The 13,633-nt window shown below is 34.0% G+C and carries 15 protein-coding genes; 12 read left to right on the top strand and 3 right to left on the bottom strand.

Going from position 1 to position 13,633, the window contains the following annotated elements; all coding sequences use genetic code 11:
• Positions 1 to 70: 70 nt before the first annotated feature.
• Positions 71 to 1,327, bottom strand: a complete 1,257-nt coding sequence (locus UMM65_RS08845; protein WP_321976143.1) for an LVIVD repeat-containing protein — start codon at positions 1,325 to 1,327, stop codon at positions 71 to 73.
• Between the two features lie 208 nt (positions 1,328 to 1,535).
• On the opposite strand from UMM65_RS08845, the gene miaB reads away from it, so the two are divergent.
• From miaB to UMM65_RS08785, 12 genes are all read left to right on the top strand, one after another.
• Positions 1,536 to 2,987 carry a tRNA (N6-isopentenyl adenosine(37)-C2)-methylthiotransferase MiaB gene (miaB, locus tag UMM65_RS08840; protein WP_321976142.1) on the top strand — a complete coding sequence of 484 codons (1,452 nt, stop codon included), beginning with the start codon at positions 1,536 to 1,538 and terminating at the stop codon, positions 2,985 to 2,987.
• Positions 2,988 to 3,106: 119 nt separating this feature from the next.
• Positions 3,107 to 4,354 (top strand): sigma-54 interaction domain-containing protein, encoded by a 1,248-nt coding sequence (locus UMM65_RS08835; RefSeq protein ID WP_321976141.1) that lies wholly within the window; start codon positions 3,107 to 3,109, stop codon positions 4,352 to 4,354.
• Between the two features lie 167 nt (positions 4,355 to 4,521).
• Complete coding sequence (locus UMM65_RS08830) at positions 4,522 to 5,022, top strand: LptE family protein (RefSeq protein WP_321976140.1); 501 nt, start codon at positions 4,522 to 4,524, stop codon at positions 5,020 to 5,022.
• 1 nt (position 5,023) lies between these two features.
• Positions 5,024 to 5,818, top strand: a complete 795-nt coding sequence (locus tag UMM65_RS08825) for a hypothetical protein (protein WP_321976139.1) — start codon at positions 5,024 to 5,026, stop codon at positions 5,816 to 5,818.
• A gap of 3 nt (positions 5,819 to 5,821) precedes the next feature.
• Complete coding sequence (gene secG, locus UMM65_RS08820; RefSeq protein WP_321976138.1) at positions 5,822 to 6,172, top strand: preprotein translocase subunit SecG; 351 nt, start codon at positions 5,822 to 5,824, stop codon at positions 6,170 to 6,172.
• A gap of 180 nt (positions 6,173 to 6,352) precedes the next feature.
• On the top strand, positions 6,353 to 6,631 hold the full coding sequence (locus tag UMM65_RS08815) for a co-chaperone GroES (protein ID WP_321976137.1): 279 nt from the start codon (positions 6,353 to 6,355) through the stop codon (positions 6,629 to 6,631).
• Positions 6,632 to 6,787: 156 nt separating this feature from the next.
• Positions 6,788 to 8,425 carry a chaperonin GroEL gene (gene groL / locus UMM65_RS08810; protein ID WP_321976136.1) on the top strand — a complete coding sequence of 546 codons (1,638 nt, stop codon included), beginning with the start codon at positions 6,788 to 6,790 and terminating at the stop codon, positions 8,423 to 8,425.
• A 208-nt stretch (positions 8,426 to 8,633) separates the two neighbouring features.
• Entirely contained in the window at positions 8,634 to 9,449 is an 816-nt protein-coding gene (locus tag UMM65_RS08805; protein WP_321976135.1) for a DNA alkylation repair protein, read from the top strand.
• A gap of 80 nt (positions 9,450 to 9,529) precedes the next feature.
• Positions 9,530 to 9,940, top strand: a complete 411-nt coding sequence (locus UMM65_RS08800) for a DUF6157 family protein (RefSeq protein WP_321976134.1) — start codon at positions 9,530 to 9,532, stop codon at positions 9,938 to 9,940.
• A gap of 60 nt (positions 9,941 to 10,000) precedes the next feature.
• Entirely contained in the window at positions 10,001 to 10,627 is a 627-nt protein-coding gene (locus tag UMM65_RS08795; protein WP_321976133.1) for a GyrI-like domain-containing protein, read from the top strand.
• A gap of 68 nt (positions 10,628 to 10,695) precedes the next feature.
• The gene (locus UMM65_RS08790; protein ID WP_321976132.1) at positions 10,696 to 11,664 is read left to right on the top strand and encodes a pepsin/retropepsin-like aspartic protease family protein; all 969 of its coding nucleotides are present in this window, start codon (positions 10,696 to 10,698) and stop codon (positions 11,662 to 11,664) included.
• Between the two features lie 2 nt (positions 11,665 to 11,666).
• Positions 11,667 to 12,623 carry an early set domain-containing protein gene (locus UMM65_RS08785; RefSeq protein ID WP_321976131.1) on the top strand — a complete coding sequence of 319 codons (957 nt, stop codon included), beginning with the start codon at positions 11,667 to 11,669 and terminating at the stop codon, positions 12,621 to 12,623.
• 54 nt (positions 12,624 to 12,677) lie between these two features.
• On the opposite strand, the gene UMM65_RS08780 is transcribed toward UMM65_RS08785, so the two are convergent.
• Together UMM65_RS08780 and UMM65_RS08775 are read right to left on the bottom strand one after the other, a co-directional pair.
• Positions 12,678 to 13,046, bottom strand: coding sequence for a heavy metal-binding domain-containing protein (locus UMM65_RS08780; protein WP_321976130.1), 369 nt, complete (start codon positions 13,044 to 13,046; stop codon positions 12,678 to 12,680).
• Between the two features lie 188 nt (positions 13,047 to 13,234).
• The gene (locus UMM65_RS08775; protein WP_321976129.1) at positions 13,235 to 13,579 is read right to left on the bottom strand and encodes a heavy-metal-associated domain-containing protein; all 345 of its coding nucleotides are present in this window, start codon (positions 13,577 to 13,579) and stop codon (positions 13,235 to 13,237) included.
• Positions 13,580 to 13,633 lie beyond the last annotated feature (54 nt).

The raw sequence follows: 13,633 nt of genomic DNA, 5'->3' as shown, positions 1-13,633 counted from the left end.
GGTGATATTCAGTTGTTGGTTTTTGGAAAATTATAAAGTCCACCAAAGACTAAATATCACCGGCAAAAGTCTAATCAAGCGAAAACTTGCTCAACAGAGCAATACCTTCATCTTGATATTTATATTGGTACAAGATTTTATCGCCAATCATTAATAAATGCTCTTCTAAAGGAATTACGTCATAAGTTTGTATATTCTTATAATGATTGACCATTTTTAGGTTATTGATATCTGTTTTGTCATAAACTTTTAATCCTGATGTTCCGTCACATATAAAAAGTAGATCGCTAATAATACCCAAACCATAAGGATTATCCATTTCATAAGATTTTTTGAGTTCGGGGTTTGCAATATCTGTTATGTCAACAATTTGTAAACTACTGTCAAGGGCTCCACAACCATTTCCTGCACGTAATGTAATATAGGCATAATTGTCGTCTACCACTACTGGGTCACAAGCTGTGCCATGTTCAAATTCTGAAATCAACTGTGGTGAAGCAGGGTCTTTAATATTATAAACATACATTCCTCTCATACTGCCTAAAAAAAGATGGTCTTCTTTATTGAATATGGTCTCAATATCAAATCCTGCAAACACAGATTGTAATTGTTGAGGTTTTTCAAGATTGTCGATATTAAATATATTGATATTGTGGCTGTCAACCGCATAGAGGTAATCATTCACAATTTTAAATCGTGCTAAAGAACCTCCCTGTCCTGTTGTGCCACTGGAGGCATCCATATTCATTAAAACGGCATCTTCAAAAAACACACCTGTATTCATTTCTTCAATTTCCGCTAATGATTTCCGTTCTTGCGTAATGTCCCAACCGACAATCAGTTCATTATTATTATAATTTCGATTGCCATATTCGATGTAGAGATCTTCCATAAATGGAATTGGAATATAAGACGGAAAAACATCTGTAAGTCTAGTAACTTCGGTAATATTACTCAAATCGGAAATGTCAAAAACCAACAGGTCCATCAAGCTATCAGCATAAAGGTAATCGCCTTTTACCTCCATGTCTTTATTTGCAATAATGGAAATAAAAGCGATTTTAAAGGGATTCTTTGGGTCACTATTGTCAATAATATGGATACCTTTATCAATGTCATTGACCAGAACCAAATTTTTATAAGCGTAGATTTTTCCCGATTCCACAATCGGTGCGGGAGCGGTTATTATTACCGATTTCCTCAAAGCATCTTTGGTCATGTACTTTGCGGTTGCAACATTTACGATTTTATAGTCGCCGTTATCTTCATTACAAGAACTAAAAATAAATAACGACGTTACAATTAGCAGAAAGATTTTTGATTTCATTTGATAAGGTTTTGATTTTGCATTTAGATGCTGATTTCTTGAAAAGGTTGCGTGTGTTTTTAGTCATTAATCGTCATATTCTGTTGATTTTTATGTAATCCACCAAAGATTAACGACCAATGATGACCAAGCTGTTAATTTTCTGCCAAAATGGCATATAATTTCGTTATTGGTTGTATATTTGCAATCCGAAATTTTTTTAAGAGTAATGCATACAGAAAAAGTTATAGAAGAAAACAAACAAGGACAATCCTTAGTTACCGATATCGTTGAAGGCAATCATAAAAAGCTATTTATAGAAAGTTATGGTTGCCAAATGAATATGAGCGATAGCGAGATTGTAGCATCTATCTTAGCGAAAGAAGGGTTTAATACCACACAACAATTGGAAGAAGCTGATTTGGTGTTGGTAAATACTTGCTCAATTCGAGATAATGCTGAACAAACCATTAGAAAACGTTTGCAATATTACAATTCTGTTAAGAAGCGAAATAAATCGATGAAAGTGGGGGTGTTAGGCTGTATGGCAGAACGGTTGAAATCGAAATTTTTAGAAGAAGAGAAAATTGTTGATTTAGTAGTTGGTCCTGATGCATATAGAGATTTACCCAATTTAGTGGAAGAAGTTGAAGCTGGTAGGGACGCTATTAATGTTATTCTTTCTAAAGAAGAAACTTATGCCGATGTTTCGCCAGTTAGGTTGCAATCTAACGGAGTTTCTGCGTTTGTTTCAATTACCAGAGGTTGCGACAACATGTGTACCTTCTGTGTAGTACCCTTTACTAGAGGTAGAGAACGTAGTCGTGATCCGCAAAGTATTATTGAAGAAATTAGAGATTTAAACCAAAAGAATTTTAAAGAAGTTACTTTGCTTGGACAAAATGTTGATAGCTATTTGTGGTATGGAGGCGGATTGAAAAAGGATTTTAATAAAGCCTCTGAAATAGCCCAAAGTACTGCGGTTGATTTTGCTCAACTGCTTGATATGTGTGCTGCTGAATTCCCAAAAATGCGATTTAGATTTTCAACATCCAATCCACAAGATATGAGTTTGGATGTACTGCATACCATGGCAAAGCACAAAAATATCTGTAAATATATTCACTTACCAGTACAATCTGGAAGTACTAGAATTTTGGAAAGGATGAATCGCCAACATACTCGTGAAGAGTATATAGAGTTGGTGGACAATATACACAGAATATTGCCAGACTGCTCGCTGTCTCAAGATATGATTACCGGATTTTGTGGTGAAACAGAAGAAGACCATCAAGATACATTATCCTTAATGGAATATGTAAAATACGATTTCGGATTTATGTTTGCGTATTCTGAAAGACCTGGAACATTGGCAGCTAAAAAGTTTGAAGATGACATTCCGCTCGATGTGAAAAAAAGACGTTTGGCAGAGGTAATTGCTTTGCAGCAAGAACATTCACATTATAGGACCAAACAGCATTTAGGAAAAGTTGAGGAAGTGTTAATCGAAGGCACTTCCAAAAAGAACGAAAACGAATGGAAAGGTAGAAACACACAGAACACAGTAGTGGTTTTTCCAAAAGAAAATTATAAAATGGGCGATTTTGTAAATGTAAAAATAGAGAGTTGTACATCAGCAACTTTGATAGGTACAGCCGTTGGGTATTCTGATAATGATTAAAAGCCCTCCCGATAACTATCGGGACTAGCCCTTCACTCAGGAAGGGTACCGAGTTGTGAAAAACTGAACTTAAAATTATAAAGAAGTAAATTTCCCCTGAGGGGAATTAAAAGGGGCTAATGGAAAACTTACAAACCATAAAACAACGATTTGGCATTATCGGCAACGATATGCAGTTAAATCGTGCATTGGAAAAAGCCATTCGGGTAGCACCGACTGATATTTCTGTATTGGTAACAGGTGAGAGCGGTGTGGGTAAAGAATTTATACCTAAAATAATCCACCAATTATCTCATAGAAAACACGCTAAATATATTGCGGTAAACTGTGGTGCAATTCCCGAAGGAACAATTGATAGTGAATTGTTCGGACACGAAAAAGGCTCTTTCACCGGGGCGACACAATCTAGAAGTGGTTATTTTGAAGTCGCTGATGGCGGAACTATATTTTTAGATGAAGTAGGGGAGTTACCTTTAACCACTCAAGTGCGTTTGTTACGTGTGTTGGAAAATGGAGAATTCATAAAAGTGGGTTCATCACAAGTAATTAAAACCAATGTTAGGATTGTTGCTGCCACCAACTTGAACATGATCGAAGGCATTCAAAAAGGCAAATTCCGTGAAGATTTATATTACAGATTAAGCACAGTAGAAATTAATTTGCCTGCGTTGCGTAAACGCAAAGATGATATTCATTTGTTGTTTAGAAAGTTTGCATCTGATTTTGCTCAAAAATACAATATGCCAACCATTAGATTGACCGATGATGCCATTATTGTTTTAAAAGATTACTCATGGAAAGGTAACATTCGTCAACTGCGGAATATTACTGAGCAAATTTCGGTAATTGAACAAAATAGGGAAGTGTCGGCTCAAACTTTAAAGAGTTATCTGCCTGATTACAGTTCTAATTTTCCGGCATTGATTAATGGAGAATCACAGGGCAGTGATTTTGCCAATGAACGTGAAATTTTGTACAAAGTACTTTTTGATATGCGTAATGACATCACGGATTTAAAAAAACTGACCATGGAATTGATGCAAGGCGACAAAACGGTTACAGAAGAGAAGAGTACCCAACGCCTTATCCAAAAAATTTATGGCGATACATCCGATGAAAATGAGGAAAATTTAGTGGAGATTATTTCCCCTCAAAAAAGAGAAAATTATCAAGAAGAAACACATCAATATAATGACAATTATCAAGATGCAGAAACGGTAGAAGAGTCTTTATCCTTACAAGAAAAGGAATATGAAATGATTAAAAAAGCATTGGAACGCAATCAAAATAAACGAAAATTAGCCGCCAAAGAATTGGGCATTTCAGAAAGAACCTTGTACAGAAAAATAAAACAGTACGATCTATAGTGGTCCCGATAGCTATTGGGATTAGATTTTAGACTTAAGATATTAGATTTTGGTTATTAGATTTATATCTTTACAAATTCTAAATAAGATTTCACAAACCGTCAGTTCGAGTGTTTTTTTGTGCAATGCAATGAAACAAAAAAATGTATCGAGAACACAATTACCAAATGAAAAAAATAATTTTAGCATTTACCTTATTGCTTTTAACCACCCAAAGTTGTGGTATCTATTCTTTTACAGGAGGAAGTACGGGTGATGCAGAAACCATACAAATAGATTATTTTCCAAATAATGCAATATTGGTAGAGCCCAGTGTAAGTCAAAAATTTACGGAAGCTTTACGCGATCTGTTTACAAGTCAGACCAATTTGAGTTTAACTACAGCAGGGGGCGATTTGCATTTTGAAGGAGAAATAACCGATTATAAAGTAATACCGATTACGGCAACTGCTGACCAAAGAGCCGCACAAAACAGATTGACAATAACTGTGAGGGTAAGGTTTTATAATAAATTAGTTGAAGAAGATAATTTTGAAAAAACATTTTCTTTTTATTCGGATTTTGGAGCTGACCAGCAATTAACAGGTGGTGTATTAGAGACTGCTCTTGAGGAAATATTTGAACGGTTAACACAAGATATTTATAACGCCTCTGTAGCAAAATGGTAATATGAACATATCGGAATTCACATCATTATTAGATACAAAAAAGTATATTTCCATTGAGCAAACCAATGCCATTGAAGATATTTTAGAAAACTATCCTTATTTCCAGGCGGCAAGGATGATTCATTTAAAAGGATTAAAAAATCAACATAGTTTTAAATACAATACGGCATTAAAATCTACTGCGGCTTACACTACTAACAGAACAGTGCTGTTCGATTTTATTACTGCGGATACTTTAGATAATTCAAACGCTTTAGAAAAACAACAAACAATTATTGATACCAATGAAGTTGTTGATTTTGAAATTGTAGAGCAATCGGAAAAAGCGAGAACCCATACACTAGCGGTAGAAGAGTCCGAAGTAAAACAGGCAGAAGAAAAATTAAAAATCGGCAAACCTTTGGTCTTTGACCTTTCTGAAATGCACTCTTTTAGCGAGTGGTTGCAACTGACCAACGTAAAACCAATAAAAAGAGACCTTGAATCAGAAGTTGAAATTACAGAAAAACAATCCTCAAAAAATAAAGAAAAGTTTGATATTATTGAACAATTTATTACTTCTAAACCTAAGTTAGAAACCAGCACAAATGTTGAAAACATTGATGTTTCTTTTGAAAGTGTGGTTGAAGATGGTACCTTGATGACAGAGACGTTGGCCCGTGTTTATCTCGAACAAAAAAAGTACGATAAAGCCATACAAGCTTTTAAAATATTAAGTTTGAAATATCCAGAAAAAAGTAGTTTCTTTGCAGACCGAATTAAAGCAATAAAATTTTTACAAAAAAATAATTCATAAAAAATGACTTATCCAATATTTCTAGTTTTGATTGTTATTGTAGCAGTCTTGCTTATACTTATTATTATGGTACAAAACCCTAAAGGTGGGGGCTTGTCTTCTTCTTTTGGTGGACAAGGATCTCAAAGTTTGGGTGGTGTGCAGAACACAACCAACTTTTTAGACAGGAGCACTTGGACGTTGGCAATAACTTTAGGTGCATTAATCTTATTATCAAACTTTGCTATTGATCATAATAAGGTAGATACAAAATCTCAAATAGAAGGAACGTTGAACGATAGAAATCCAGTTGAGCAAACGGCTCCAGTAACTACGGAGCAACCAGCAACGATAATTGATACAACGAATAATTAAGCATAAAAATACTAAACAAAAAATGCCGACGAAAATGACACGTTGGCATTTTTTGTTTTTAGACATTTGGTCTTGAGAAAACAATTAAAAACTAAAAATGACTATCTGTCATATTTTAAAAATTGGCATATTTTTAGCCATTACAACAATCGATTTAATTAACTAAAAATTATAAAGAAAATGAGTAAAATAAAAATCAAACCTCTTGCGGATAGAGTAGTAGTTGAGCCTATGGAAGCAGAAACCAAAACGGCTTCAGGAATTTATATTCCAGATTCTGCAAAAGAAAAACCACAACAAGGCAAAGTTTTAGCGGTTGGTAAAGGTACTAAAGACGAGCCTACCACGGTTAAAGTTGGCGATACCGTTTTATATGGTAAATATGCCGGAACTGAACTTAAACTGGACGGTGGTGACTATTTAATTATGAGAGAGAGCGATATTTTCGCAATTCTATAATCGCCTGCCGGCGACGGCAATTATATTAATATAAAAAAATAATAATACGAGTTCCGATAGTTTCCCCCGAGGGGAAATGTCCGACCGCGTGTCGCTAAAGCTTTAGCGGAAGCACAAGGACAAAGGAGCTTTTAACTTTAAAAAATATTCATAAAAATGGCAAAAGATATAAAATTTGACATCCAATCTCGTGACGGATTAAAACGTGGCGTTGACGCATTGGCAAATGCAGTAAAAGTAACTTTAGGTCCAAAAGGACGTAATGTAGTAATCGGTAAAGCTTTCGGTGGACCACAAATCACAAAAGATGGTGTTACCGTAGCAAAAGAAATTGAATTGGAGAACCCATTAGAAAATATGGGAGCTCAAATGGTAAAAGAAGTAGCATCAAAAACCAACGATCAAGCTGGTGATGGTACTACAACAGCAACCGTATTAGCACAAGCTATTGTAAAAGAAGGTTTAAAAAACGTAGCAGCAGGTGCAAATCCACTTGATTTGAAAAGAGGTATAGACAAAGCTGTTGAAGCCATCGTTAAAGATTTGCAAAAACAATCGCAGGTTGTTGGCAACAAAATGGACAAAATAAAACAAGTAGCATCTATTTCTGCCAATAACGATGAAACTATAGGTGATTTGATTGCCGAGGCGTTTCAAAAAGTTGGTAAAGAAGGTGTTATTACTGTTGAAGAAGCCAAAGGAACTGACACTTATGTAGATACTGTAGAAGGTATGCAGTTCGATAGAGGTTATTTATCTCCATATTTTGTAACGGATTCCGAAAAAATGATTACTGATTTGGAGAACCCTTACATTTTATTATATGATAAGAAAATATCTTCAATGAAAGATTTATTACCTGTGCTAGAGCCAGTAGCTCAATCAGGTAAACCGTTATTGATTATTGCTGAAGATGTTGAAGGTGAAGCCTTAGCTACTTTGGTAGTAAACAAATTACGTGGTTCCTTAAAAATCGCAGCGGTAAAAGCTCCAGGTTTTGGTGACAGACGTAAAGCTATGTTAGAAGATTTGGCCATCCTAACAGGTGGTACGGTTATCTCTGAAGAAAGAGGGTTTACATTGGAAAACACAACTTTGGACATGCTGGGGACTACTGAAAGAGTAACTATTGACAAAGACAATACTACGGTGGTAAATGGTGCTGGTGCTAAAAAAGATATTACCGCTAGAGTAAACCAAATTAAATCACAAATTGAAACCACAACTTCTGATTACGATAAGGAAAAACTTCAAGAGCGTTTAGCTAAATTAGCTGGTGGTGTTGCCGTATTATATGTTGGTGCTGCTTCTGAAGTAGAAATGAAAGAGAAAAAAGATAGAGTAGATGATGCATTACACGCTACAAGAGCTGCTGTTGAAGAGGGTATTGTTGCTGGTGGTGGTGTTGCTTTGTTAAGAAGTAAAAAAGTACTTGAAAAAATCACTACAGAAAATCTAGATGAAGTAACCGGAATCAAAATTGTAGCTACTGCTATTGAAGCTCCATTACGAATTATTGTAGAAAATGCAGGTAGCGAAGGTTCTGTTGTGGTCGCAAAGGTATTGGATGGTAAAAAAGATTTTGGTTTTAATGCTAAAACCGATGAATATGTGGATATGCTTAAAGCGGGAATTATAGATCCTACAAAAGTAACACGTATTGCATTGGAAAATGCAGCTTCGGTTGCCGGCATGATCTTAACTACCGAATGTGCTTTGGTTGATATCAAAGAAGATGCTCCTGCTGGTGGTGGAATGCCTCCAATGGGTGGTGGAATGCCAGGCATGATGTAATCAAGAGTCTGACGAGCTAATATTTTTATAAGCACCTGCAAGGTTTTTCTTCGTCCTTCATAGCTTAAGCGAAGGAGGGGAAACCTTGTAGGTGTTTTTTGTTGGTTTTATTTATATTTGGTTATTATAAGAGAAGTGTAAAGAGAATAATTCATGAGCGAATGGTATCAATAAAAAAATATCTTAATAAATTTTGAATTAGAATTTAATGATATCAAAAGAAATAACCAACAGAAAAGGAGCAAGGAAATTAGTTGATATTCCCTCTGAAGTTTTGACTTTGCTCAATCAAGGTAAAATCCAAACCGTAAACTTAACCGAATGGTTAGCGGTTGACCAAATAAAGTTAGTAAATACTATTTTTCCTGAAATAGGGTTAGAAAAAGCCATTGTTGAGGTTACAAAAAGTATTGGGCAACTAAAGAAACCTTCCACAATGAGTTCAATAAAAGTTATTGGGGAAACCCTATATAATTTTTCAGTTGAAAATAACACATTGGAGCAAAATTTAAAAGCCCTGTCCAATCATATTTCAGATACGTTACGATGCTATGCTCCTTATTTGATTTCGTTGAACACCAATTTAAGCATCGAAGAAAAATTGGAAATGGCAAAACCATTGGTTGCCGACAGTCATTTTGGTATACGCGAAGTAGTTTGGATGGCTTTACGCCCGGAAATTGATAAAAACCTCTCCAGATCAATTCAATATTTATCACAATGGACTTCCGATAAAGATGAAAATATTAGACGTTTTACCACAGAAGCCACTAGACCGAGAGGCGTTTGGTGCAAACATATTGAAAATTTGAAAGAAAATCCTGAATTGGCATTGCCAATTCTTGAGCCTTTAAAATCTGATTCTTCAAAATATGTCCAAGACAGTGTAGGCAATTGGTTAAACGATGCCAGCAAAACAAGACCTGATTTTGTAGTTGAACTATCAGAAAAGTGGCGGGAAAAATCGCCAACAAAAGAAACCGAAAAAATTATTAAAAGGGCAAGGCGGAGTATTGATAAGTAATTATACTAAATTCAAAGAAAATATTTAACCCATGACAGCCTCTGTCATATCCTCTTTTTAAATTTGTAAAAAACATACTTATGCACTCGACGAATTACTTTAACACATTTATTGAAATTGCGGAAGATAGCCCTAATGAAAAAGGCGAAATGCCTCCAGTAAAAGGAGACAAAAAAACCGTTGCCAACTTACAGTTTGAAATGTTATATGGCAATCCGTATAAATATACCTCAGATGAAGTTTTATTTGATGTATTCGCTTTAAGAAAAGGTTTTGTTAAAGATGAATTGGACCAACAAAGGGAACATTACTTTTCAAAAGGTCAACCTTGTTTTCGGGCATCGCCACTTACTAAACAATATGGATGGGGCATACATAGTAACAAAGATGGCAAAATTGCAATGTACGGAGCAGAAACGCAAGAATATGAAAAATTTTTGATTGATGATTCCATAAGAAAAGTAAGAGCAATGCGAACTAAACGAAAATAGATATTGAATACATCAAGATAAAACTAACAAAAACTTGATAATTCAAAATTTAAATTAACTATGAAACACGAGTGGAGAAAAAAAGAAAAGGAAATTTACCTACCCAAAAACAAACCTGAAATAATTAATGTGCCGGAGTTTAAATTCCTTACTATTGAAGGGGAAGGTAATCCGAACGATGAATTTTTTTCTGAGTACATTACTGTATTGTACTCACTTTCTTATCCTATAAAAATGACTCTTAAAAAACGACAAACCAAACCTAGAGGATACCGTGATTATACCGTTTACCCACTAGAAGGTATTTGGGATATTAATGAAGAAGCCAAAAAAAAGTTTGATGGCAAACTCAATAAAAACGATTTGGTTTTTAAACTGATGATTAGGCAACCTGATTTTATAGATTATAATTTTTATAACGAAATACTTGAATTGACAAAGAAGAAAAAACAAAAAAAACTTTTAGATAAAGTAAAATTTGAAACAATAGAAGAGGGTAAATGTGTTCAAATGTTACATATTGGCAGTTATGATGATGAGCCCGAGACCTTTGAAATAATGGAGTCATTTACCAAAGAAAACAATCTCACCAGACTTTCAAAAGTCCATAAAGAAATCTATTTATCTGATTTTAGAAAAGTTGCACCAGAAAAGTTAAAAACGGTATTGCGGTTTAAAGTGAAGTGAATTTGTGCTAAAGCGTAACAGTTAATAAAAAGCTTCGTCTTATAAATATTACGTAACTTTACTTTTCAATGACTATTCTCAGATTGTATATCATCGGTATATTTTTATGTTGCTCAACTTTTTTGTTTGCTGATGACAACGAACTTGATGTTAATACATTACAATTTCCTAAAGCTGAGTATATTGGAGAAAACACTGTCCGTATCCCGTTTAAACTTTATGATAATTTAATAGTAATAGAAGCTGAGATTTTTAATCAGAAAGGGAATTTTGTGATAGATACCGGAGCTGAAAAATTATTGTTAAATAACGTTCATTTCAAAAATACCAATAACAAACCCAGCCATTTGAGACATTCTGGAATTAGCAGTGATATTGATGAAGTAAAAATCAAATGGTTAAAAAAAATGCTTGTTAGAGATTTTAGTATTGATAATGTTAAATCTCATATATTGGACTTATCCCATATAGAGAAAAGCAAAAAAATGTCCCTTTTTGGAGTAGTTGGTTATAATGTGCTCAAAAATTATGAAATTTTTATAGATTTTTATTTAAAGCAGATTACATTATCTAAAATTGATAATGATGGAAATAAAATTGACGATCTTCCCTATTTAGAAAAAATAACTGATACTATTAACTTCACATTAAGAAAACACACCATTGTGTTAGATTCTTATGTCAACAACCAAAAGCTAAAGTTTGGTTTGGATACCGGTGCGGAAATGAACTTGCTGGACAGGTCGGTATCCAAAAAAGTGATGAAAAATTTTATAAACCCCAAGAAAATGGTTGTAGTTGGGGCAGGTAAAGAAAAAAATAACGTTTTGGCAGGTAAATTGCATAAGGTAAAATTGTCAAACGCCGTTTATTGTGGTCCAATGAAAACTATTTTGACAAATATGAAAACTATGGATATTGCATACGGAACTAAATTAGATGGTGTTCTGGGGTATGAATTTATTGCCACACGAAGAATGATATTAAATTACAAGAAAAAACAATTGTATTTTATAAAGACGGTTTTCTTCAAATAAAAATGTTAAAGTTTAAATTTTACATATTCTTAATTTTTATATGCTTTTCAACAGTTGTAAAGGGTCAAAAAACACCTACATATATTGTTGAAAAAGATAGTATTGTTTTTAATTTTGATGTTAGGGATTATAAAAAATTTACCAAAGACAATTCTTCAAGACGCGTTGATGCGGATGAACTTGACATACAAAAAGTAACCTTGTCGGGTCAGTTCAATAATTGGTCCAGAGATGGGTGGGAGATGCAAAAAACGGGAGATTATATTTATCAACTTAAAAAAAAATTAACCCATTTTGATAGTGAATTTTCATGGGAGTTTAAATATTTAATCAATAATCAATATTGGGCAGAACCAGATAAGAGTTTTGACCATATTACCGAATCTGAAAAGAGCTCTATTTGGCGTAAAGTGTATAATTTAAAGATGTTCACCGTACATTCAGATGAAAATGGCAATGCTCATTTTTTTTTAAAAGGTTATGAAGATGCAGAAAAAGCTATCTTATCGGGTACTTTTAACCGTTGGGATGAGCATAACCTTGAAATGGAGAAGACGAAAGGCGGATGGAAAATTTCTTTAAATCTGAAACCGGACACTTATCAATATAAATTTATCGTCGATGGCAATTGGATGGAAGACCCGAACAATGCACATAAAGAATACAATGAACATCATACTTTTAATTCTATTTTAACCATAAAGGAAACAGTTACTTTTGAGTTAAAAGGCTATGAAAATGCCTCTAGTGTTGTGTTGACAGGTTCATTTAACGATTGGGACAGTAAAGATTTCCCAATGAAAAAGATTGATGATAAATGGAAATATACGCTAACCTTAGCAGGAGGTAAACACCATTACAAGTTTATTGTTGATGGCAAATGGATTATTGACCCTGCCAACCCTATTAAGGAGCATGACGAATATGGTAACATTAATTCTGTAAAAATGGTGGAGTAGGTAAAACAAAAAACGCCGCGTTAAGCGACGTTTTTTATACTGTTTTAAGGATTTTTAAGATTTGGTATCTTTATCCTTGTTATCGTTCTTGGCACTATTATCTGCCATACACTTACATTCGCCATCGGCACATTTACATTCACCACCAGACTTACAAGTGCAATTGTCCGCATGCATTTTATGGTCATCACTATCCATATCAACAGTTTTGGCTTTTAGATCCATTTTACAAACGGGACAACTACCAGCTTCAGTATAACTTTTTCCGTCTTCACAATCCATAGGGCATTGATATACTTCATTGGAAGCCATATCGGCTTTTTCCTCAGTTTTTACATCTTCTTCTTTTTTCTCCTTTTTACAAGAAGTAAAAGTAAAACATACCACCATTACAATGGCTAACATTAAAATTAGTTTTTTCATTTTATTCTGTTTTAGTTAAAGTTAATAATTTATTATTTCAATTTTAATCTTGTAAAACGACATCATGCTGAACTTGTTTCAGCATCACATTTCAACTGATTGCGACCCTGAAACAAGTTCAGGGTGACGAACATAATAAGTAATGTTTTAAAATATTTTCAACTCAAATAGATACAGTAGAGGCCTTTCTAATGCGTATCCATTGTTCTATATTTACAACATTCATCAATAGCAGCATAAGCCTCATCAGTTGCCTTGATTTCTTTAGTGTCATGTCCAGCATCTGCCATGGCCTGTTTAATTTCTGTTAACGATGTTTTCTTATTATTGTAAATACAATACAATTCTTTTTTATCAATATTCCAAGATGCAAATTTAACACCTTTGGTTAAAAGTGCAGCTTTTTCTATTCTGTCTTTGCACATTTTACAGACACCATCAACCTCAAAAGTTACTTTAGAGGTTTTTGATTGGGCTTCAGATGTAAACGAAATGGCTACAAATGCTATTAATACAATTACTATTTTTTTCATACTTTACTATGTCATTCCCGTGAAAACGGGAATCTTTTTAATTCTACTTTAATT

The sequence above is a fragment of the Aureibaculum koreense genome, assembly GCF_034296135.1.
In the GTDB taxonomy this organism is placed as follows: Bacteria; Bacteroidota; Bacteroidia; order Flavobacteriales; family Flavobacteriaceae; genus Aureibaculum.
This window is presented reverse-complemented; position numbering and strand designations above follow the sequence as displayed.

Bases quoted from the DNA above. Each gene is read 5' to 3' on its own strand.
- UMM65_RS08780 (WP_321976130.1), bottom strand. From the start codon at position 13,046: ATGAAAAAACTAATTTTAATGTTAGCCATTGTAATGGTGGTATGTTTT.
- UMM65_RS08835 (WP_321976141.1), top strand. From the start codon at position 3,107: ATGGAAAACTTACAAACCATAAAACAACGATTTGGCATTATCGGCAAC.
- UMM65_RS08845 (WP_321976143.1), bottom strand. From the start codon at position 1,327: ATGAAATCAAAAATCTTTCTGCTAATTGTAACGTCGTTATTTATTTTT.
- UMM65_RS08825 (WP_321976139.1), top strand. From the start codon at position 5,024: ATGAACATATCGGAATTCACATCATTATTAGATACAAAAAAGTATATT.
- UMM65_RS08790 (WP_321976132.1), top strand. From the start codon at position 10,696: ATGACTATTCTCAGATTGTATATCATCGGTATATTTTTATGTTGCTCA.
- UMM65_RS08830 (WP_321976140.1), top strand. From the start codon at position 4,522: ATGAAAAAAATAATTTTAGCATTTACCTTATTGCTTTTAACCACCCAA.
- miaB (WP_321976142.1), top strand. From the start codon at position 1,536: ATGCATACAGAAAAAGTTATAGAAGAAAACAAACAAGGACAATCCTTA.
- UMM65_RS08785 (WP_321976131.1), top strand. From the start codon at position 11,667: ATGTTAAAGTTTAAATTTTACATATTCTTAATTTTTATATGCTTTTCA.
- UMM65_RS08795 (WP_321976133.1), top strand. From the start codon at position 10,001: ATGAAACACGAGTGGAGAAAAAAAGAAAAGGAAATTTACCTACCCAAA.
- UMM65_RS08805 (WP_321976135.1), top strand. From the start codon at position 8,634: ATGATATCAAAAGAAATAACCAACAGAAAAGGAGCAAGGAAATTAGTT.
- UMM65_RS08800 (WP_321976134.1), top strand. From the start codon at position 9,530: ATGCACTCGACGAATTACTTTAACACATTTATTGAAATTGCGGAAGAT.
- secG (WP_321976138.1), top strand. From the start codon at position 5,822: ATGACTTATCCAATATTTCTAGTTTTGATTGTTATTGTAGCAGTCTTG.
- UMM65_RS08775 (WP_321976129.1), bottom strand. From the start codon at position 13,579: ATGAAAAAAATAGTAATTGTATTAATAGCATTTGTAGCCATTTCGTTT.
- UMM65_RS08815 (WP_321976137.1), top strand. From the start codon at position 6,353: ATGAGTAAAATAAAAATCAAACCTCTTGCGGATAGAGTAGTAGTTGAG.
- groL (WP_321976136.1), top strand. From the start codon at position 6,788: ATGGCAAAAGATATAAAATTTGACATCCAATCTCGTGACGGATTAAAA.